We start from the raw sequence: 21,152 nt of genomic DNA on the forward strand, positions 1-21,152 counted from the left end.
AGTGCGGCGTCTCGCGCTACCCTCCTGGCATGGGAGGGACCGGTGGACGAGGGCGCCCCGGCCGCCGACTGCGCCGGGTCGACGAGACCTCCGCCGGGGGCCTGGTGGTCGCCGACGACGGCATCTCCGGCCCCCGCGCCGCGCTCATCGGCCGCACCGACCGCCGGGGTCGGCTGCTGTGGTCGCTGCCGAAGGGGCACATCGAGGAGGGCGAGACCCCGGAGGACACCGCGGTCCGCGAGGTCGCCGAGGAGACCGGGATCATCGGTGAGGTCCTCGCCCCGCTCGGGATCATCGACTTCTGGTTCGTCGCCGAGGGCCGGCGGGTCCACAAGACCGTGCACCACTTCCTGCTGCGCGCCATCGGCGGTGCCCTCTCCGACGCCGACGTCGAGGTGACCGAGGTCGCCTGGGTGCCCCTCGACGAGCTGAGCGACCGGCTGGCCTACGCCGACGAGCGTGCGCTGGTCGAGCGGGCGCCGGCGCTGCTCGCCGACAGTGCGTGACCGCTCGCGCGAGGTCCGTCCCAGGCACAGCACCCCCGCCGCCGGGGCCGGCCGGCGCGGGAGGGCCGGGACGCGCCGCGGTGACCGCGTCCGCCGCGTCCTGACCACCGCGCTGCTGGCCCTCCCGCTGCTCGCGGGGCCGGCGGCGGCGCCGGCCGCCGCCGCCCCCACGACGCCGCCCACGCCGACCGCGCCGTCGCGGCCCGCACCCCCCGTCGACCCCGAGCGCCCGGTGACCGTCGAGCTGACCCGCCTCGACCCGCGCACGGTCGCGCCCGGTGGCACGGTCACGCTGGCCGGCACGCTCACCAACGCCGGCGACGAGACGCTCACCGACCTCGGCATCCGCCTGCAGCGCGGCGAGGTGGTCACCACCCGGGCCGAACTCCTCGCCGCCGACGTCGACCCCGACCCGGTGTCGGCGGCCGTCACGCCCTTCGTGCCGCTGCCCGCCCCGCTGGAGCCCGGCGCCTCGCTGCCGTTCACCTACACGGCCTCCACCGCCGACCTGGCCATGGACCGCGACGGCGTCTACCCGGTGCTGCTCAACGTCAACGGGACCGGGGCCGACGGCGACCCGCGGCGGGTCGGGGAGGTGACCACCTCCGTGGTGCAGCAGACCGCTGCCCCCGCCGCCGCGACCGCGGTGGCCTGGCTGTGGCCGCTGGTCGAGCGCACCCACCGCGACGCCTCGGGCGGGTTCGTCGACGACGACCTCACCGGCCTGGTGTCCGAGGGCGGCCGGCTCGACCGGGCGCTGGAGGTGCTCGAGCGGCTGCCCACCGCGCTCGGGCCGGGCGCGCCCACGACCACCCCCGTCGCCCCGGTCAGCGTGGCCGTCGACCCGGCGCTGGTCGAGGAGCTCGCGCTCATGGCCGAGGGGCCCTACGACGTCGCGGGCGAGGAGGGCGCGGGCACCGGCACCGAGGCGGCCGCGGCCTGGCTCGAGCGGCTGCGCGCCGTGGCCGCCGAGCACCCCGTCGTCGCGCTGTCCTACGGCGACGTCGACGCCGACGCGCTGCAGTCGGCCGGCCTGCCCGCGGCGCTCACCCGCAGCCTGCCCGCGGCCGCTCCGGCGCCGGCCACGGGGGAGGGCGGGGACCCCACCGACGGCAGGCCCGAGAGCACCGTCTCCGCCGACTCCCCGGGACCGGCCGGTGCCGCCCTGGTCGAGGAGGTGCTCGGCGTCGCGCCGCGCACCGACCTCGCCTGGGCCGCCGGCGGCTCGCTGCGGCCCGAGACCCTCGGCACGCTCCGCGGCGGCGGCGTCGAGCAGGTCGTCGTCGCCTCCGGCGCCCTGACCACGGGTGAGGCCGCGCTCGGCCTCGCCGGCGGCGGCGCGGCGGCCCGCACCACCCTGCCCGGCGCCGAGGGCCCGGTCGAGGCGCTGGTGGCCGACAGCGGCCTGTCCGGCCTGGCCGGCGCCACCCGGAGCACCGCCGGCGGGCCCCGGGTGGCCGAGCAGCGCTACCTCGCCGAGCTGGTCCTGCTCTCCCAGCAGCCGGTCGCCGACCCGGCCGGCCAGTCGGTGCTCGTCGCCGCGCCGCGCGACGTCGACCCCGACCCCGAGACCGTCGCCGCGATGATCGCCGACACCGCGCTGCCGGGCCTGCGCCCCGCCTCGCTCACCGACCTCGCGGCCGGGCCGGTCACCGACGCCGGCACGCCGCTCGAGCCGGCGGACGCCGCCCTGCTCGACCCCCAGGGCCTGGCCGACGTCGTCGCCGCCGCGAGCCTGCGCGACGACCTCGCCGGAGCGGTGACCAGCGACCCCGCCACGGAGCTGGCCCCGTACGACGCCGCGCTGGCCCGCACCGCGTCGTCGGCCTGGCGCGACGAGCCGGCCGCCTTCCGGACGGCGGCGGCCGACCTGCGCGACACCGTCGAGGACCTGCGCCGGCAGGTCACCCTGCTCGCTCCGGCCGACGGCACCTACAGCCTGGCCTCCAGCGACGCCCCGCTGGTGCTCACCGTGCAGAACGACCTGCCCTTCCCCGTGCGGGTGCTGTTCGACGTCCGCACCCGCGACAACGTCGGCCTGACCATCGGCGACCCGGGCCCGCAGGAGGTGGCGCCCGGGCAGCGGACGACGGTGGAGATCCCCACCGAGGTCCGCCAGTCCGGGCGGTTCGCCGTCACCGCGGGTCTGACCACGCCCGGCGGCCGGCCGCTGGGCGAGGACGTCGCCATCCAGGTGCGCAGCACCGCCTACGGCACCATCTCGCTGTCGATCACCATCGGCGCCGCCGCGCTGCTCGGCCTGCTGTTCCTGCGCCGCGGCGTGCGGTACCTGCGCCGGCGCGGCCGCGAGCAGGACGCGGCCGAGCCGGCCGGCGCGTCGTTCCCGCCCAGCCGGAGCCCGGTGTGAGCGGCGGGCCCCGCAGCGAGGAGGACGCCCCCGCGCAGCGGCCGCTGCCGCCGGTCCCGCCCACCTCCGGTGCGCGGGACCACACCGAGCGTCCGGACCGCACCGAGCGCTCGAGCCGGCCGCCGCTCCCCCCGCCGCCCTACCCGGTCGCGCCGCCGCCGGACTCGCGGCTGCCCGCCCCGCCGGCCCGCCGTCCGGTACCCCCGGTCCCGCCGCCGGCCCGGCCGCGCCCGGACGCGGCGCCCGGGCGCTCCCCGGCCGGCCGGCCGCCCTCCCCACCGCCGCGGACCGGCGCCCGGCCGCCTGCCGCACCGCCCGCGGAGGTCCGGCGCACCCCCCGGCCGCTGCCGCCGGTGCCGCCGCCGGTGCGCCACCGCTTCCTGCCGGCCGAGGAGACCCAGGTCCTCCCGATGCTGGTGCTGCCGCCGGTGCCGCGGCCGCCGGAGGGGGAGACCGAGGAGGAGGCCCGCCGGCGGGAGGGCACCCCCGGCGCCAGCCGGGGCATCCTGCGCGCGGCGGGCACGATGGCGGTGGCCACGCTGGTGTCCCGCGTCACCGGACTGCTGCGCACCGTCGTGCTGGCCGCGGCGCTGGGCGTCGGCCTGGTCAACGACGCCTACAACACCGCCAACACGCTGCCCAACATCGTCTACGAGCTGCTGCTCGGCGGGGTCCTCACCTCGGTCATCGTGCCGCTGCTGGTGCACGCCCAGGAACGCGACCGGGACGGCGGGGTGTCCTACGCCCAGCGGCTGTCCACCGTGGCCATCGCCGGGCTGGTGGTGGTCACCGCCGTCGCCGTCGCGGTCGCCCCGCTGCTCACCGCGCTCTACGGCATCCAGGGCGACGAGGAACAGGTGCGGCTGGCCAACTGGCTGGCGCGGATCCTGCTGCTCGAGATCGTGTTCTACGGCATCGGCGCACTCGCCCAGGCGATCCTCAACTCCCGCGGCGTGTTCGGGCCGCCCGCCTGGGCGCCGGTGCTCAACAACCTCGTCGTCATCGCCACCGGCGTGCTCTTCCTGATGGCCGCCGGGCCCGGTGACCTCACCCCGGCGACCATCACGCCCGGCCAGGTCTGGCTGCTCGGCGGCGGCACGCTGCTCGGGATCGCCGTGCAGGCGCTGGTGCTCGTACCCCTGCTGCGCCGCGCCGGCGTGCCGCTGCGGCCCCGGTGGAACCTGCGGGGCATCGGCCTGCGCGAGGTGGGCGGCCTGGGGCTGTGGGTGGTCGGCTACGTCGCCGTCAGCCAGGTCGGCGTGGTGGTGGCCACCCGCATCGCCAACGCCGCCACCCGCGAGGGCGGCCTGGGGTCCAGTGCGCTGGCCATCGCCAGCCTGCTGTTCCAGATGCCCTACGGGATCATCGGCGTCGCGCTGCTGACCGCCCTGGTGCCGCGGATGAGCCGCGCCGCCGCCCGCTCCGACGTGCCCGGCGTCGTGCAGGACCTCGCCCTGGGCACCCGGCTGTCGGCGCTGGGGCTGCTGCCTGTGGCCGCGGCGCTGACCGTGCTGGGCCCGGAGCTGGCCACCGTCGCCTTCGCCCGCGGCAACACCTCGGTGGAGGAGGCCCAGGGCATCGGCGCGGCGCTCGCGGTCGGCGCGTTCGGCCTGCTGCCCATGGCGGTGACGCTGCTGCAGCTGCGGGTCTTCTACGCCATGAAGGACGCCCGCACGCCCACGCTCATCCAGGTCGGCATGGTGCTGGTCCGGGTGCCGCTGCTGCTGCTCGTCCCGGCGGTCGTCGGGCCCGAGCACGTCGTCGCCGGGCTGATGCTGGCCACCAGCGTCACCTACCTCGCCGGGTGGGTGTTCGGGCACGTGGCGCTGCAGCGCAGGCTCGGCGGGCTGCGCACCCGCGAGACCCTCGGCCCGGTGCTGTGGATGGTCCTGGCCTCGGTCGTCGCCGGCGTGCTGGGCTGGCTGGTGACCGGGGTGACCGAGGACGCCTTCGGCACGTCCGTGGCAGGCTCGCTCGGCACCCTCGTGATCGGTACCGTGGTCGTCGGTGTCACGGCCCTGGCCGGGTTCGTGCTCGCCCGCGTCCCGGAGCTCCGGGAGCCCCTCGCCGCCGTCCGCGCGCGGCTGGGCCGCGGATGAGCGCCGACCGGCCGGCGGGCGACGGCACCGGCCCCGGGGCAGCACGCCACCGGCCGGACAGCGACAGGGGGTCGGCAGCGTCCGTGACGTCCACGATCACCGGGCTCCCCGACCGCTACCGGCCGCTGGACCAGATCGGCCCCGAGGAGCGGACCGGCACCGGCGTCATCCACTGCTGGCGGGCCCGCGACCGCGTCCTCAACCGCGACGTCGCCATCCGCGTGCACGTGCCCGGCGGGCCGGCGGCGCGGGCCTGGATCGCCCGCGCGCTGACCGCCGGCGGGCTGGCCACGCCCGCCCTGGCGATGGTCTACGACGCCTCGGAGGGCACCGGCGGTGCGGGCGGGGTCGCCTACGTCGTCAACGAGTGGATCGAGGGCCAGACCCTCGCCGACCGGCTCGCGGACGGCCCGATGGACGAGCGGCAGGCCCGCACGGTGCTGCGCCGGCTCGCCGAGGGCGTCGCCGAGGCACACCGGGTCGGCCTGGCCGTCGGCGGGCTGAGCCCCGAGACCGTCGTGCTGCGGCCCAACGGGCTGGTCGGGCTGCGCGCCGTCCCGGCCGCCACCGGCAGCGTCCAGGAGGACATCGCCGCGCTGGGCGCCCTGCTCGAGTACTGCCTGACCGGCCGCCGCGCCGGCCTCGCCGGTCCCGACGGCGTCGCCGCGCCACCCCCGGTCATCACCCAGCCCGACCTGGCCGCCCTCGTACGGCGGGCGCGGTCCACCGAGCCGGGTGCGGGGCTGGCCAGCGCCGCCGCGATGGCCGCCCTGCTGGCCGAGCGGCCGCGCAGCGGGGGCCACGCCTCCGTGCCGGTCCGCGACCGGGACGAGAGCGACAGCGGCTGGCTGCGCCGGCTGCGCGAGTACCGGGACGCCGAGCAGGCGGACAGCGCGGGGGACGCGACGGTGGCGACCCCGGTCGTCGCACCGGAGCCCGAGGACCGGCCGCAGCGGATGGGCCCCGGCGTCCTCCCACCGGTCCCGCCCCTGCGCTCTCCCGACGACGCGGCCGACGACGACCCGGTCCTGCTCGACGCGGCCGACGACGACGAGGGCGGCGGCCGGTCGCGGTCCTCCCGCCGGCTGCTGGTCGCCGGGCTGCTGCTGGCCGCGCTCGCCGTCGTCGTGCTGCTGGCCTGGTGGGTGGGCACGAACCTGCTGTCGGTGGCCGACGACGTGGACCGCCGGCCGGTCACGCCGTCGCCGTCGTCGAGCAGCGCCGCGACCTCGGCGAGCGCCGCGCCCCCCGCGACCCCCGGCGCACCCCTGGCCGTCGCCTCCGGCGCGGTCTTCGACCCCTTCGGTGACGGGGCGTCCGAGAACGACGACGACGTGCCGCTGGCCGTCGACGGGGACCCGGCCACCGCGTGGTCGACGCTGAGCTACCGGGGCTCGCCCGCCTTCGGCAACCTCAAGCCCGGCGTCGGGCTCGTCCTCGACCTCGGCGCGGCCCAGCCGGTCGGCGGGGTGACCCTGACGACGACCACCCCGGGCATCGCCGTGGAGGTCCGCACCGGCGAGGCCCCCGACGGCGACCTGGAGTCCTTCCCCGTCGCCGCCGCCGGCACCGTCGACGGCACCGCCGAGCTCTCCTTCGACGAGCCGGTGACCACGCGGTACGTGCTGGTGTGGGTGACCGGTCTGGTGCCCGCCGAGGACGGCTTCGCCGGGGCCCTCGCCGAGGTCGCCGTCACCCCCGCCGAGTGAGCCACACCCCCCTCCACCGGCCCTGATGGGGGAATGCGGCACTAGGATGGGGCGTTGTGCCGCGCGTGACCCACCCCCAGCCGACCCCTGGCCCCGCCACGACCACCGAGATCACCGCGCCGGTGATCCCGCCGGCGGAGCACGACGGCGTCCGTGACCTGATCATCATCGGGTCGGGCCCCGCCGGGTACACGGCGGCGGTCTACGCCGCGCGGGCCAACCTGCACCCACTGGTCTTCGAGGGCTCCCAGTTCGGTGGCGCCCTGATGACCACGACCGAGGTCGAGAACTTCCCCGGGTTCCCGGAGGGCATCCAGGGCCCGCAGCTGATGGACGACATGCGCACCCAGGCCGAGCGCTTCGGCGCCGAGCTGGTCGCCCGCGACGTCACCGAGGTCGACCTCACCGCCACGCCGAAGGTGGTCAAGGTCGGCGACGAGGTGCACCGGGCGCACGCGGTCATCGTGGCCACCGGCTCGAAGTACCGGTACCTGGGCCTGGAGAACGAGCAGCGCCTGCTCGGCCGCGGCGTGTCCGCCTGTGCCACCTGTGACGGCTTCTTCTTCCGCGACCAGGACATCGTCGTGGTCGGTGGTGGCGACTCCGCGATGGAGGAGGCCACCTTCCTCACCCGCTTCGCCCGGAGCGTGACGGTCGTCCACCGCCGCGAGGAGCTGCGCGCCTCGAAGATCATGCAGAAGCGCGCCCACGACAACGAGAAGATCCGCTGGCAGCTCGGCAAGCAGGTCACCGACGTCCTCGGCGACCAGACCGTCTCCGGCGTCCAGCTCACCGACGTCGTCAGCGGCGCCACCGAGGAGATGCCGACCTCCGGCGTGTTCGTGGCCATCGGCCACGATCCGCGCAGCGAGCTCTTCGTCGGCCAGCTCAAGGTCGACGACGAGGGCTACATCCAGGTCGAGCACCCCACCACCCGGACCAACATCGACGGCGTCTTCGCCTGCGGTGACGTGGTCGACCACGTGTACCGCCAGGCGATCACCTCGGCCGGCACCGGTGCCGCCGCGGCCATCGACGCCGAGCGCTGGCTGGCCGAGACCTTCGACGAGCGCTGATCCGGGCATACCCCACGGCACTCCGGGGTTCTCACCCCCGGAGGCCCACCCCAGACCTCGACAGACCGAGAGGGAGAACGACCATGGCAGGCAACACCGTGACGGTCACCGACGCGACCTTCGCCAACGAGGTGCTGGGCAGCGACAAGCCCGTCCTCGTCGACTTCTGGGCGGAGTGGTGCGGGCCGTGCAAGATGGTCGCCCCCGTGCTGGAGGAGATCGCCAAGGAGCACGGCGAGAAGCTCACCATCGCCAAGCTCAACATCGACGAGAACCCGCAGATCGCCCGGGACTACCAGGTCATGTCGATCCCGACGATGACCGTCTTCCAGGGCGGCAAGCCGGTGAAGAGCATCATCGGCGCCAAGCCCAAGGGCGCGATCCTCTCCGACCTCGCCGACTACATCCGGTAGGACCCCTCTGCCAGGGCCCGTTCCTCCACCCGGGGGAGCGGGCCCTCGCCGTCTCCGGGGACGCGTAGGGGAGACCCCGCTGGGCCGGTCGGGGTCGCGCACGGGACAATCGTCGGCACGATGGGTAACGACAGCAGCATGGAACCGCTGCGTCCGGGAGACCACGGACCGGCGGTGGCCGACGTCCAGTCCGCGCTGCGCAGCCTCGGCCTGCTGCAGCCCGCCGCCGGGGCGGCGACCGAGGTGTACGACCAGGCCACCGAGCTCGCCGTCCGCCACTTCCAGCAGGTGCGCGGGCTGTCGGTCGACGGCCGGGTCGGCGAGGAGACCTACCGGGCGCTGTCGGAAGCGCGCTGGTCGCTCGGCGACCGGCTGCTGCACCACGACCCCGAGCGGCCCGTGCGCGGCGACGACGTCACCGGCCTGCAGGAGCGCCTGCTCGAGCTCGGCTACGACGCCGGCCGCGCCGACGGCATCTTCGGCCGGGAGACCGAGACCGGGCTGCGGGCCTTCCAGCGCGACTACGGGCTGACCCCCGACGGCACGTGCGGGCCGGCGACCCTGCGGGCGCTGCGCCAGCTCGGCCGCAAGGTCACCGGCGGCCGCCCGCAGCTGCTCCGGCAGAGCGCGAGCCTCGTCGACAGCGGGCCGCACCTGATCGGCCGGCGGATCGTCGTCGACCCCGGGCACGGCGGCGAGGACACCGGGTTCACCGCCGGCGAGACCACCGAGGCCGACCTGGTGCTCGACGTGGCCCGCCGGATCGAGGGCCGGCTGGCCGCCGCCGGCGCCACGGTCTACCTCACCCGCGGCCGGGACCAGGACCCCACGCCCGAGCAGCGGACCGCCTTCGCCAACGACGCCCGCGCCGACCTGTTCATCTCGCTGCACATGGACGCGCACGGCTCACCGCACGCCCGCGGGGTGGCCAGCTACTACTACGGCACCGGCTCGGGGACGTCGTCGACGGTGGGGGAGCGGTTCGCCGACCTCGCCCGCCGCGAGGTCGTGGCCCGCACCGGCATGCTCGACCTGGGCGGGCACCCCAAGACCTGGGACCTGCTGCGGTGGACCCGCATGCCCGCCGTCCGGCTCGACTGCGGGTACCTGTCCCACCCGGTCGACCGGCTGCTGCTGCTCGACGCCCGGCTGCGCGGCACGGTCGCCTCCGCCGTCCTGGCCGCCGTCCAGCGGCTCTTCCTGCCCGCCGAGGCCGACCCGCCCACCGGCACCTTCGTCCTGCCCCAGCGGGCGTAGCGCACCGCGCACTCCTGGGGCGCGTGGGACGACGGGACCGGACGGGTCCGTCTCACCCGCCGTGTCGGAGGAGGCGCACCCCGCCCGTCCCTACACTCGGTCCGTGGCCTCCCTCCCGCCGTCGCACGGCCAGCCGCACCGCACGCCGCCGCAGCAGCACGGGCACGTGGTGCCCCGCCACCCGCGGCTGGACCCGCTGGCCGACCGGTACGCAGCCCGCACGCACGGCATGAAGAGCTCGGAGATCCGCGCCCTCTTCTCGGTCGTCAGCCGGCCCGAGGTGGTCTCGCTGGCCGGCGGCATGCCCGCGGTCACCGCGCTCCCGCTCGACGCCGTGGGCTCGATGATCGGCGAACTCGTCAGCGGGATGGGCGCACAGACCCTGCAGTACGGGTCCGGCCAGGGCGACCCCCGGCTGCGCGAGCGCATCTGCGACGTCATGGCGCTGGAGGGCATCACCGACGCCTCGCCCAGCGAGGTCGTGGTGACCGTCGGCTCCCAGCAGGCCCTGGACCTGGTCACCCGCGTGTTCGTCGACCCCGGCGACGTCATCCTCGCCGAGGGCCCGTCCTACGTCGGCGCGCTCGGCGTCTTCCAGGCCGCCGAGGCCCGGGTGCGGCACGTGACCATGGACGACGACGGGCTGGTCCCCGAGGCGCTGGAGCAGGCGCTGCTCGAGTGCCGCGCCAACGGCGACCGGGTCAAGTTCCTCTACACGGTGCCCAACTTCCACAACCCGGCCGGCGTGACGCTCTCCGAGCCGCGCCGCCAGGCCGTCATGGACATCGCCGACCGCTACGACCTGCTGGTCATCGAGGACAACCCCTACGGCCTGCTCGGCTTCGACCACGAGCCGATGCGCGCACTGCGGGCCCGCAACGCCCAGCGGGTGGTCTACCTCGGCTCGTTCTCCAAGACCTTCTCCCCCGGGCTGCGGGTCGGCTGGGTGCTCGCGCCGCTCGCCGTCCGCGAGAAGCTGGTGCTCGCCACCGAGGCCCAGGTGCTCTGCCCGCCCTCGCTCACCCAGTACGCGGTCGCCCGGTACCTGGACACCCAGCCCTGGCGCGAGCAGATCAAGCTGTTCACCGAGCTCTACCGCGAGCGCCGCGACGCCACGCTGGAGTCGCTCGACGCGCTCATGCCCCCGGGCACCACCTGGACCCGCCCCGACGGCGGCTTCTACGTGTGGCTCCGGCTGCCGGACGGCCTGGACTCCAAGCTCATGCAGCCGCGGGCGGTGGGCGCGCACGTCGCCTACGTCCCCGGCATCGGCTTCTACGCCGACGGGTCGGGCCGCGAGCACATGCGGCTGTCCTACTGCTACCCCGAGCCCGACCAGATCCGCGAGGGCGTGCGCCGGCTGGCCCGGGTCATCGAGGCCGAGCTGGACCTGCACTCCACCTTCGACACCGTCGACACCGGCACGTTCCGCGCCGTCGGCCGGTCCGGTGCCGGCCCGGCGACGATCGTCGGCCCCGCCAGCAGCGACCGGATCGAGGACCCCCACCCGTGAGCGAGCCAGCCGCACCGCCCGCCCCCACCCCAGCCGCCGAGGAGACCCCCCTGCGCGCCGTCGTCCTGGCCGGTGGCCTGACCTTCGAGCGCGAGGTCAGCCTGTCCTCGGGCACCCAGGTGGTCGAGGAGCTGTTCCGCGTCGGGGTCGAGGCCGAGCTCCGCGACGCCGACGCCGACCTGCTGCCCGGCCTGGCCGCCGCGCCCGCCGACGCGGTGTTCATCGCCCTGCACGGCGCCACCGGAGAGGACGGCGCCCTGCGCGCGGTCCTGGACCTCGCCGGCGTCCCCTACGTCGGCTCCCCGGCCGCGGCCTGCCGCCTGGCCTGGGACAAGCCGGCCGCCAAGTCGGTCGTGCGCACCGCGGGCCTGGCGACCCCGGACTGGGTCGCGCTGCCGCACAGCACCTTCCGCGAGCTGGGCGCCGGCGCCGTGCTCGACCTCATCGTGGCCCGCCTCGGGCTGCCGCTGATGGTCAAGCCCGCCTCCGGTGGCTCCGCCCTCGGCGCGCAGAAGGTCACCCGGGTCGAGGACCTGCCCGCCGCGATGGTCAGCTGCTTCGCCTACGGCGACACGGTGCTGGTGGAGCGCTTCGTCGACGGCGTCGAGGTGGCGCTCTCGGTGGTCGACCTGGGGGAGGGCCCCGAGGCGCTGCCCGCGGTGGAGATCGCGCCCGAGTCCGGCGTCTTCGACTACACCGCCCGGTACACCCCCGGCCTCACCGAGTACCACGCTCCCGCGCGGCTGGCCGACGACGTCGCCGCCCGCGCGGCCGACCTCGCCGTGCGGGTGCACCGGGCGCTGGGGCTGGCCGACCTCTCGCGCACCGACGCGATCGTGGCTCCCGACGGCGAGGTGCACTTCCTCGAGGTGAACGTCTCCCCGGGGCTGACCGAGACGTCGATGTTCCCCATGGCGGTCGAGGCTGCCGGCCGCGACCTCGGCGAGGTCCTCTCCGAGCTGCTCACCCGGCGGGCCCGCACCTCCCGCTGAACGCAGCGAAGCGGCCCGCTTTCCGTCCGTGACGGAAGGCGGGCCGCTTCGCGGTTCCCGGGGTCAGGACTCCTCGCGGCGCCCCGCGACGTCGGGGGCCATCTGGCCGATGATGCGCTGCAGGTCGTCGACCGAGCCGAACTCGACGACGATGCGTCCCTTGGCCCGGCCGATCTGGATCTTGACCTTGGTCTCGAACACGTCGGAGAGCCGGCCGGCGAGGTCCTCCACCCCCGGGGCGCTGATCCGGCGGGCGCGCCGGCGCGAGGCCGGCTGCTCGGCCGCGGCGAGCGCGACCGCCTCCTCCGTCGCGCGCACCGAGAGCCCCTCGGCCACGATCCGCGCGGCGAGCGCGTCCTGGGCCTCGGCGTCGTCGAGCCCGAGCAGCGCCCGGGCGTGACCGGCGGAGATGACGCCGGCGGCGACCCGGGTCTGCACCCGCACCGGCAGCTTGAGCAGCCGGATCGTGTTGGTGACCTGAGAGCGGCTGCGGCCGATGCGCTGCGCGAGCTCCTCGTGGGTGGCGCCGAACTCCTCGAGCAGCTGCTGGTAGGCCGCAGCCTCCTCCAGCGGGTTGAGCTGGACCCGGTGGATGTTCTCCAGCAGCGCGTCGCGCAGCAGGGCGTCGTCCTCGGTGTCGCGGACGATGGCCGGCACGGTCTCGAGGCCCGCGGCGCGGGCGGCCCGCAGCCGCCGCTCGCCCATGATGAGCTCGTAGCCACCCTCGGCCCGCTCGCGGACGACGATCGGCTGGAGCAGGCCGAACTCGCGCACCGAGTGGGTGAGCTCCTCGAGCGCCTCGTCGTCGAACACCTGGCGCGGCTGCCGCGGGTTGGGCACCACCTCGGTGACGGCCACCTCGCGCAGCTGTGCGCCGGGGACGCCGACGGCAGCCACACCGGACGACACGGCCTGCGCCGCGACGCTGGCGGCCGCCTGCGCGGCCGGCGGCAGCAGGGTGACCGGGGCGTGGGTCCCACCCACCTCACCGGTCTCGGCCGTCTCGGACGCGGCGGCCGGGCGGTCGGCCTCGGGCAGCGGCGGCTGCTCCACCGGCGGGGCGCTGGTGGGGATGAGCGCCGCCAGGCCCCGGCCCAGGCCGCCACGCTTGCTCATCGGGTCTCCTCGTCGACGGAGGTGGGAACGGGCACGACGGCGGCGTCGGACTCCGGGAAGGCACGCTGCAGCGGGCCGGACGGCGGGCCGGACTGGGGCCGGACCGCCGGCATCGGCGCGGTCGCCGGGGGCGGCGGGGGAGGTGGCGGCCCCATCGGCCGCGGATCGGACTCCGGCACCAGATGGACGCCGCGCTCGGCGAGCTCGCGGGCGGCCTCGACGTAGCTGGTCGAGCCGCGCGAGCCCGGGTCGTAGGTGAGCACCGACTGGCCGTACCCCGGCGCCTCGGACACCCGCACGTTGCGCGGGATGACCGTCGTCAGCACCAGGTCCCCGAAGTGGCTGCGGACCTCCTCGGCGACCTGGTCGGCGAGCTTGGTCCGGGCGTCGTACATCGTCAGCAGGATGGTGCGGACGGCGATGCCCGGGTTGAGGTGGGCCCGCACCAGCTCGATGTTGTTGAGCAGCTGACCCAGGCCCTCCAGCGCGTAGTACTCGCACTGGATGGGGATGAGCACCTCGTCGCCGGCCACGAGCGCGTTGAGGGTGAGCAGACCCAGCGACGGCGGGCAGTCGATGAGGACGTAGTGTGGCCGCTCCTCCTCGGGCAGCGCGCGGATGTAGCCCTCGATCGCCCGCCGCAGCCGGTACTCGCGGGCGACGACGGAGACCAGCTCGATCTCGGCGCCCGCCAGGTCGATCGTGGCCGGCACGCACCGCAGCAGGGAGCTCGCCGTCGTCGGGTGGACGACGTCGGCCAGGGAGCTGTCCCCGACGAGCGCGTCGTAGATCGACGGCGTGCCCACCGTGTGCTCGACGCCGAGCGCCGTGCTCGTGTTGCCCTGCGGGTCGAGGTCGATCACCAGCGCCCGCAGCCCGTACAGGGCGAGCGCGACGCCGAGGTTGACCGTCGAGGTGGTCTTCCCGACGCCGCCCTTCTGGTTGGCCACGGTGATGACGCGGATCCGACCCGGCGCGGGGAAGGGCTCCTGGTCGGCGGCGTGCAGGACCCTGGTGGCCCGCAGCGCCTCCATGGCGATGGGGCTGTCGAACTCCACGGCGCTGGCCGCCGAGTCGGCCGCGAGGCTGCTGCGCAGCCGCTGGCCCGGGTCGGTCATCGCAGGTCCTCCCTGCCGCCCCGTTTCACGTGGAACGGGTCGGGTGTCGGTGCTGGTTCCACGTGGAACGGGTTGCCGTGGAACGCGGTGCGCCGGCTCCGCGGCCTCACCGCGGGCCACGCGTCATGACCACCACGGTAGTGGCAGCCTCGCCCAGCCCCGTGCCGACAGCCCGGGCGTGCACGTCCCGCATCCCCGCCGCGTGCAGCCGCGGGAGCATCCCCGGCAGCTCCGCGACCGCGCGGGCCCCGACGAGGGCCACCAGCCGGGCGCCGGGCCGCAGCAGGCCGCGGCACCAGCCGACCAGGCGGGGGAGGGCGGCCACCGCCCGGGCGGTGACGACGTCGACGGGTCCCACCGCGGTGACCACCGAGCGCTCCTCGGCGCGGCCGCGGACCACCCGCCAGTCCGTCCCCAGCTCGGCGACGACCTCCTCCAGGAACTCCACGCGGCGGGCCATCGGCTCGACCAGCGTCAGCCGCAGATCGGGCCGGGCCAGCGCCAGCGGGACGCCGGGCAGCCCGGCGCCGCTGCCGACGTCCACCACCCGGGCGTCGGGCGGCACGGCCTCGGCGACCGCGGCGCTGTTGAGGACGTGCCGCTCCCACAGCCGCGGCACCTCGCGCGGGCCGATCAGCCCGCGGGTGACGCCGTCGGAGGCCAGCCGCGCGACGTAGCGCTCGGCCTCGGGCAGCGCCGTCCCGAAGACGGCGGCCGCGACCTCCGGGGCGGGTGGGGCGGACGGGACGGGGGTGTCGCTCACCGCTCCGGCAGGACCACGACGCGCCGCTGCGGCTCCTCGCCCTCCGACTCGCTGCGGACGCCGGCGACCCCGGCGACGACGTCGTGGACGACCTTGCGCTCGAACGGGTTCATCGGCGCCAGGCGCTCGGGCTGCCCGCTCGCGGCGACCCGCTCGGCGGCGTCGGCGGCCATGGCCGTGAGGGCGGCCCGGCGGCGCGCGCGGTAGCCGCCGATGTCGAGCATGAGCCGGCTGCGCACGCCGGTGGACTGGGCCACGGCGAGCCGGGTGAGCTCCTGCAGCGCCTCGAGCACCGCGCCGTCGCTGCCCACGAGGTCGTCGAGCTCGCCGCCGACGATGGCCACCGACGCCCGGTCGCCCTCCACGTCGAGGTCGATGTCGCCGTCGACGTCGAGGATGTCGAGCAGCCGCTCGAGGTAGTCACCGGCCACGTCGCCCTCGCGGACGAGCAGCTCGGTGCCGCCGGCGCGGGCGGGGGCGGGAGCCACCTCGTCGGCGGGCTCGAGCGAGGCGTCGGCGCCGGTCTCGTCGGTGTCGGGCAGGTCGGTGGGTCCGTCCGGGGTGCCGGTCGCGGGGCTGAGGACGGCGCCGGCGGTGACCTCGGCGGTGGCGGCGGTGGCGGCGGTGTCGGTGGATCGGTGCGGAACGCTCACGGAGGGACCTCCAGTCGGTGCGGGCAGCCGGGGCGGACCCGGGGGTCGGGGGCCCGGCCGGCGTCGTCGCGGGACGGCGGCCGGGCGGGGGCGTCCGGGGACGCAGGTCCTCCGGACGCGGGGCTCAGCGGCGCTTGCGCTTCCCGCCGGTGCCGGCGGGGCGGCCGTGCGGGGCCCGGGCGGCCGGGCGGGTGCCCTTGCCACCGCCGGCGCGGCCGCCCTTGGGCGCGCCCGCGGAGCCCGCGGCGGTCGCACCGCCACCGGAGGGAGGCGGCGGGGAGCCGGTGGGGGTCTGCCCGCTCACGCCGTCACCGCTCGCCGCGCCGTCGGGCGCGGCCGTGTCGGGTGCGGGGGTGTCGGGTGCGGAGCCGTCGGCACCCTTGGTCAGGGCGACGCCGGGACCGGCCGGACGGCCGCCCTTGGTGGTGCGGACCGGCTTGGCGCCGGGCTTGGGGGCCAGCGTCTTCGGGTCGACGGCGGGCTTCTCGGCCGCGGCCTTGGCCTTGGCGGCCGGGGAGCCGGGCGGGGGCATCTTGCGCAGGATGAAGAACTGCTGGCCCAGCGTCCACAGGTTGTTGGTCATCCAGTACAGCAGGACGCCGATCGGGAAGAAGAAGCCCGTGACGAAGAGGCTGATCGGCATGCCGTAGAGCAGCAGCTTCTGCACCATCGCGGCCTGGCCCTCGACCGGGCCGGAGCGCTTCATGATCTGCTTCTGCGTCACGTAGGTGGTGACGCACATGATGACCATGAGGATCAGCGCGACGGTGCGGATGCCGGCCTGGCTCACCCCGGGCAGCGCCAGGATGTCCTCGGCCTTCTGGCCGGACATGAAGAACGACGCCGAGATCGGCGCGCCGAACAGCTTGGCCGTGGCTGCCTGCTGGGTGAGCTCGTAGCTCCAGCTGTAGAGCCCCTCGGCACCCGGCCGCAGCCGGCGCAGCACGTGGAAGAGCGCGAGGAAGACCGGGATCTGCGGCAGGATGGGCAGGCAGCCGGCCAGCGGGTTGACCCCGCGCTCCTTCTGCAGCTGCATCATCGCCTGGCTGAAGCCCTGGCGGTCGGCGCCGTACTGCTTGCGGAGCTTCTGGATCTCCGGCTGGATCTCCTGCATCGCCCGCTGGCTCTTGATCTGCTTGACGAACAGCGGGAACAGGATCAGGCGCACGGTGACGACGAGGAAGGCGATCGACAGCGCCCAGGTGATGCCCGAGGCGGGGTCGAGGAACGTCGAGAACACCGAGTGCCACGTCTTCATGACGAAGGCGATCGCGGTGTACAGCCAGTCAAGCAACGCCAGCCTCCTGCTGCGGGGACCGGCGGTCAGCCGGCGGGGTCTCGGGGGCGGGTCGACGGGCACCGTCGGCGGCGGCTCCCGAGGAGGGTGCCGCTGTCATCGACGTGCGGCCGTCGCCGCCGGTTCCAGGGGTCGTCCGCCCGGCACGCGGCGCCGGGACCGGGTCGAACCCACCAGGGTGCCAGGGTGCGCACTTCAGCAGCCGCCGCAGCGCGAGCCAGGACCCGCGGGCGGCGCCGTGCACGGCGACCGCCTCGGCGGCGTAGGCGCTGCAGGTGGGCGCGAAGCGGCACCGCGGGGGCAGGGCCGGGCTGATCGCCCGGGAGTAGAAGCCGATGGCCGCCAGCAGGGCCCGGGCGAGGGGGCCGCGGCGCGCGGACGCCGGCGACGCGGCGCTCACGAGGACCGGCTCCGCTCGGCGAGCAGGCGGTCGAGGCCCGCGGCGAGGTCGCGGCGCAGCGTCGCCGAGGAGGCCGTGCCGGCCTCGGGCCGGGCCCGGACCACCAGGTCCGCGGTGACGGGCAGCCGCGGCAGCTCCTCGCGGACGGCAACGCGCAGCCGCCGGGTCACCCGGTGGCGGACCACGGAGTTGCCGACGGCCCGGCCGACGACGAAGCCCGCGCGGGCGCCCGGTGCGCCGTCCCCGGACACGTCGAGACCCCCGGTCGGGGGGACCGGGGGTCGGACGGGGAGGTAGTGGAGCACCATGGTCGGCCGACCGGCACGCCGACCCGACCGGACGACCGCGGTGAACTCCGGACGCCGGCGCAGGCGGGCCTGCGCGGGCAGCACCTCAGGCGGAGAGCTTCTCGCGACCCTTGCGGCGGCGGCCGGCGAGGATCGCGCGGCCCGCGCGGGTGCGCATCCGCAGCCGGAAGCCGTGGGTCTTGGCCCGGCGGCGGTTGTTCGGCTGGAAGGTGCGCTTGCTCACGGGGTACTCCTACGGCAGGACGTCGACGGTGCGGGCCGGCCGGGGGGCAGGCACGCGGGCGGGGCACGGACGATCGGCGCGAGCCGCGTGCCGGACCCCGGAGGCGGGTCTCCGCGCACCTGCCCGCTCCGACGGCGGGCACGGGTGCACGGACTCCGCCCATCATAACCAGGGGCGGGGCGGTCGCCGCGGCCCGGCGCCGGACCGTTCTCTCCCGCCGGGTGGGCGGGGGGTCCCGCCGGAGCCGACCCGCCAGGCTGCACCCCCCGGGCGGACGGATGGTGTCGGCACGCCGACCGCCAGGGGACGACACGCCGAACGACACGCGCACCGGGCGTCCCAGACGTCCCCGGACGTCGTTGCCGGGCTGTGGACGGGGCTGTTAGCGTCGCCGTCGCTCCGGTCCGGGTGACAACCCGGCACGGGGGCCGACCACCCGGTCGACCTGACCGCCGTCCGCCTCGAGCCGTATCACGACCTCCCTCCCGACCAGCGACGACGCCGGGTCCGTCCCGCAGCAGCGGGTCGACAAGGCGCCCTGTCGCCAGTCGTGCACAGCCTGTGGACACTCGTGTGGAACCCGTGTGTCCGGATGTCCACAGCCGGACCCCGGACACCGGGACGTCGGTCACGGGCACGAGACAGCTTGGGGAGGACACGGTCATGGCCGATGCCACGGTGGACCTGGCGGAGGTCTGGGACTCGGTCCGCGAACGGCTGGCGACCAGCCTGACCCGGCAGCAGAACGCGATGCTCAACCTCACCCGGCCGGTGGGCCTGGTGGGCGGGACCGCGGTGCTCGCCGCCCCCAACGAGTTCACCCAGACCGTGCTCGAGTCGCGCATGCGCCGGGTGCTGGCCGAGGCGCTGTCCGAGCAGCTCGGCCGCGACATCGGCGTCGCCATCCAGCTCGAGGACAGCCCGGCCGGTGCCGCGGCGCCCGAGCCGGAGGCCCCCGTCCGCCGGCCCTGGACGCCGCCGGCCGACGAGCCCACCGACGAGGACCGCGAGCGGGCCGACGACGGCCGCAGCGCCTTCGGGGTCCGCAGCGACGCCCGCCCGCTGGAGCGGTCCGCCTTCGAGGCGGCCGACGGCGGGCGCGGCCCCGCGGACGAGAGCCGCTACGGCGGCGATCCCCGTCCCGGTGCCGGCTACGGCGGTGACCCCTACGGCGGCCGCTACGAGCCGGTCCGCACCGACGGCCGGCCTCCGGCCGAGGCGCCGTACGAGACCTACCCGCCGGCCGGCGGGCCGGGCGCCGGGGAGCCGGCCGGCGAGGCCGCGGAGGAGTGGGGCGGCACCGACTGGAGCCCGGCGGTCCGCTCGCGCGGCACCGGCCGCCGCCGCGGCGTGCGCCCCGGCGAGGGCGCCGAGGTGCTGCCGTTCGACCTCGGCGACGACGGCGCCGAACAGGCACCCGACCCGGTCGCCGACCGCGCCGACGCGTCCCCGCGGCGCCCGGGGAGCCGCACCGGCGGCGCGGTGCCGCTGTTCGGGGACCGCCGTCCGCCGGCCGGGCTGGACCCGGGGCTCAACCCCAAGTACGTCTTCGACAGCTTCGTCATCGGCAACAGCAACCGCTTCGCCCACGCCGCGGCCGTGGCCGTCGCCGAGGCCCCGGCGCGCGCCTACAACCCGCTGTTCGTCTACGGCGACTCCGGGCTGGGCAAGACGCACCTGCTGCACGCCATCGGGCACTACGCGGCGCGGATGTTCCCCAACGTGCGGGTGCGCTACGTCAGCACCGAGGAGTTCACCAACGAGTTCATCAACCTGGTGCACTCCGGACGGGCCGAGGACTTCCGCCGGCGCTACCGGGACATCGACTTCCTGCTCATCGACGACATCCAGTTCCTGGAGCGCGCCGAGCGGACGCAGGAGGAGTTCTTCCACACCTTCAACACGCTGCACAACGCCAGCAAGCAGATCGTCATCACCTCCGACCGGGCGCCGAAGAAGCTGACGACGCTGGAGGACCGGCTGCGGACGCGGTTCGAGTGGGGGCTGATCACCGACGTCCAGGCGCCGGACCTGGAGACCCGCATCGCGATCCTGCGGAAGAAGGCCTACGGCGAGCGGCTGCAGGTGCCCGACCCGGTGCTGGAGTTCATCGCGAGCAAGGTGCAGACCAACATCCGCGAGCTCGAGGGCGCGCTGATCCGGGTGACCGCCTTCGCCAGCCTGAACAAGCAGCAGGTCGACCTGCCACTGGCCGAGCTGGTGCTCAAGGACCTGATCAGCGACGAGCAGGGCCCGCAGATCACCGCGGCGATCATCATGGCGGCGACCGCGGAGTACTTCTCCGTGACGATGGAGGAGCTGCAGGGCTCCAACCGCAGCCGCACGCTGGTCAACGCCCGCCAGATCGCGATGTACCTGTGCCGCGAGCTGACCGAGCTGTCCCTGCCGCGGATCGGCGCGTCCTTCGGCGGCAAGGACCACACCACGGTCATGCACGCCGTCAAGAAGATCACCAACCTGATGAGCGAGCGGCGCGCGACGTACACGCAGGTCACCGAGCTGACCGCGCGCATCAAGAGCCGCGCCCGCCAGTAGCGCCTGCCGGCAGCCCCGTCCCCGTCGCCGTCCCGCGCCGGTGGACGGCCGCCACCGGCTGTCCACAGCCGGGGACCGGCCCGGGATGGCCGTCCTGCCCCGTACGGCCGCGGTTCCGCGGGCGGTCGACGGCCTGCGCGGTGTCGACTCGTCGAGGAGTTGTCCCCAGGGATGTGCACACCCTGGGGAGATCGTGATCGTGACGTGACCGGCGGTGCAGGTCGGCGGGCCCGACCGCGCGCCGTCCCCAGGTCACTCCCCAACGTGTGCATCCCGGTGTCCTCCACGCGCTGACCTGCACGTTCGTTCCAGCGGCGGGCCGTCGTCCCCGGCTCCGGACGGGACCGACGGACGGCCGGAGGCGGGCCCCGACGGGGACTGGGCACGGACTGGGGACATCCCGGGGGAGGACCGGGGACAGCGCGTGGACGGCGGGGGGTCGCTGTGCACGGCCGTCGAGATGTCCACGTGTCGACAACAACGAGACGCCGGTTCCCCACAGCGGGCCAACATGTCGACTCGGGCGCTGACCTGCACGAAGGGCCCCGATCCCCAGCTTCCACACCGGTGATGACGGAGATGAGGGATTGATCTCGAGGAGTTCTCGAACCCCAGTAGGGCTGGGGACGCTCCGGTCCGGGGCCCTGAGAGGCACAGCGAGGAGCAGGGAGAGGAGCAGGGAGAGGAGCAGGGAGAGGAGCAGGGAGAGGAGCAGGGAGAGGAGCAGGGAGAGGAGCAGGGAGAGGAGCAGGGAGAGGAGCAGGGAGAGGAGCAGGGAGAGGAGC

General features: G+C 75.7%; 19 protein-coding genes. 11 read left to right on the forward strand and 8 right to left on the reverse strand.

What is annotated here, in order from left to right; all coding sequences use genetic code 11:
• The first annotated feature begins 29 nt into the window (after nucleotides 1-29).
• From ACI79O_RS04660 to ACI79O_RS04700, 9 genes are all read left to right on the forward strand, one after another.
• The gene (locus ACI79O_RS04660) at nucleotides 30-506 is read left to right on the forward strand and encodes an NUDIX hydrolase (protein ID WP_456876998.1); all 477 of its coding nucleotides are present in this window, start codon (nucleotides 30-32) and stop codon (nucleotides 504-506) included.
• Nucleotides 499-2,874 carry a DUF6049 family protein gene (locus ACI79O_RS04665; RefSeq protein ID WP_456913479.1) on the forward strand — a complete coding sequence of 792 codons (2,376 nt, stop codon included), beginning with the start codon at nucleotides 499-501 and terminating at the stop codon, nucleotides 2,872-2,874. The genes ACI79O_RS04660 and ACI79O_RS04665 overlap by 8 nt, the downstream gene beginning before the upstream one ends.
• Nucleotides 2,871-4,973: a murein biosynthesis integral membrane protein MurJ gene (gene murJ / locus ACI79O_RS04670; protein ID WP_456886574.1), complete on the forward strand. Its 2,103-nt coding sequence runs from the start codon at nucleotides 2,871-2,873 to the stop codon at nucleotides 4,971-4,973. The genes ACI79O_RS04665 and murJ overlap by 4 nt, the downstream gene beginning before the upstream one ends.
• Before the next feature lie 83 nt (nucleotides 4,974-5,056).
• Nucleotides 5,057-6,682: a hypothetical protein gene (locus ACI79O_RS04675; protein ID WP_456913480.1), complete on the forward strand. Its 1,626-nt coding sequence runs from the start codon at nucleotides 5,057-5,059 to the stop codon at nucleotides 6,680-6,682.
• Between the two features lie 65 nt (nucleotides 6,683-6,747).
• A complete protein-coding gene (gene trxB, locus ACI79O_RS04680; protein WP_456913481.1) occupies nucleotides 6,748-7,758 on the forward strand; it encodes a thioredoxin-disulfide reductase in 1,011 nt (336 codons plus the stop codon).
• Nucleotides 7,759-7,841: 83 nt separating this feature from the next.
• Nucleotides 7,842-8,171, forward strand: a complete 330-nt coding sequence (gene trxA / locus ACI79O_RS04685) for a thioredoxin (RefSeq protein ID WP_089405465.1) — start codon at nucleotides 7,842-7,844, stop codon at nucleotides 8,169-8,171.
• 174 nt (nucleotides 8,172-8,345) lie between these two features.
• Nucleotides 8,346-9,428 carry an N-acetylmuramoyl-L-alanine amidase gene (locus ACI79O_RS04690; RefSeq protein ID WP_456886568.1) on the forward strand — a complete coding sequence of 361 codons (1,083 nt, stop codon included), beginning with the start codon at nucleotides 8,346-8,348 and terminating at the stop codon, nucleotides 9,426-9,428.
• 103 nt (nucleotides 9,429-9,531) lie between these two features.
• Nucleotides 9,532-10,941 (forward strand): aminotransferase-like domain-containing protein, encoded by a 1,410-nt coding sequence (locus ACI79O_RS04695; protein WP_456913482.1) that lies wholly within the window; start codon nucleotides 9,532-9,534, stop codon nucleotides 10,939-10,941.
• Nucleotides 10,938-11,933, forward strand: a complete 996-nt coding sequence (locus ACI79O_RS04700) for a D-alanine--D-alanine ligase family protein (protein WP_456886564.1) — start codon at nucleotides 10,938-10,940, stop codon at nucleotides 11,931-11,933. The genes ACI79O_RS04695 and ACI79O_RS04700 overlap by 4 nt, the downstream gene beginning before the upstream one ends.
• Before the next feature lie 63 nt (nucleotides 11,934-11,996).
• Here the strand turns inward: ACI79O_RS04700 and ACI79O_RS04705 are convergent, their stop codons facing one another.
• The 8 genes from ACI79O_RS04705 to rpmH form a co-directional block, all read right to left on the reverse strand.
• Nucleotides 11,997-13,049, reverse strand: coding sequence for a ParB/RepB/Spo0J family partition protein (locus ACI79O_RS04705; protein WP_456886562.1), 1,053 nt, complete (start codon nucleotides 13,047-13,049; stop codon nucleotides 11,997-11,999).
• Nucleotides 13,046-14,167, reverse strand: a complete 1,122-nt coding sequence (locus ACI79O_RS04710; protein ID WP_456886560.1) for a ParA family protein — start codon at nucleotides 14,165-14,167, stop codon at nucleotides 13,046-13,048. Before ACI79O_RS04710 ends, ACI79O_RS04705 begins: the two co-directional genes overlap by 4 nt.
• Nucleotides 14,168-14,273: 106 nt before the next feature.
• Nucleotides 14,274-14,930: a 16S rRNA (guanine(527)-N(7))-methyltransferase RsmG gene (gene rsmG, locus ACI79O_RS04715; RefSeq protein ID WP_456875761.1), complete on the reverse strand. Its 657-nt coding sequence runs from the start codon at nucleotides 14,928-14,930 to the stop codon at nucleotides 14,274-14,276.
• Entirely contained in the window at nucleotides 14,927-15,583 is a 657-nt protein-coding gene (locus tag ACI79O_RS04720; protein ID WP_456886558.1) for a Jag family protein, read from the reverse strand. Before ACI79O_RS04720 ends, rsmG begins: the two co-directional genes overlap by 4 nt.
• Nucleotides 15,584-15,707: 124 nt before the next feature.
• Complete coding sequence (gene yidC / locus ACI79O_RS04725) at nucleotides 15,708-16,877, reverse strand: membrane protein insertase YidC (protein WP_456913483.1); 1,170 nt, start codon at nucleotides 16,875-16,877, stop codon at nucleotides 15,708-15,710.
• The gene (gene yidD, locus ACI79O_RS04730; protein WP_456875764.1) at nucleotides 16,870-17,280 is read right to left on the reverse strand and encodes a membrane protein insertion efficiency factor YidD; all 411 of its coding nucleotides are present in this window, start codon (nucleotides 17,278-17,280) and stop codon (nucleotides 16,870-16,872) included. Before yidD ends, yidC begins: the two co-directional genes overlap by 8 nt.
• The gene (gene rnpA / locus ACI79O_RS04735) at nucleotides 17,277-17,672 is read right to left on the reverse strand and encodes a ribonuclease P protein component (protein WP_456913484.1); all 396 of its coding nucleotides are present in this window, start codon (nucleotides 17,670-17,672) and stop codon (nucleotides 17,277-17,279) included. The genes yidD and rnpA overlap by 4 nt, the downstream gene beginning before the upstream one ends.
• A gap of 1 nt (nucleotide 17,673) precedes the next feature.
• Nucleotides 17,674-17,811, reverse strand: a complete 138-nt coding sequence (gene rpmH / locus ACI79O_RS04740) for a 50S ribosomal protein L34 (RefSeq protein WP_456875766.1) — start codon at nucleotides 17,809-17,811, stop codon at nucleotides 17,674-17,676.
• A 663-nt stretch (nucleotides 17,812-18,474) separates the two neighbouring features.
• Here rpmH and dnaA point away from each other — a divergent pair.
• Entirely contained in the window at nucleotides 18,475-20,367 is a 1,893-nt protein-coding gene (gene dnaA, locus ACI79O_RS04745; RefSeq protein WP_456913485.1) for a chromosomal replication initiator protein DnaA, read from the forward strand.
• A 587-nt stretch (nucleotides 20,368-20,954) separates the two neighbouring features.
• The coding region (locus ACI79O_RS04750) for a hypothetical protein (protein WP_456913486.1) at nucleotides 20,955-21,152 on the forward strand (198 nt) is incomplete at its 3' end.

The sequence above is a fragment of the Geodermatophilus sp. SYSU D00696 genome (assembly GCF_054050235.1).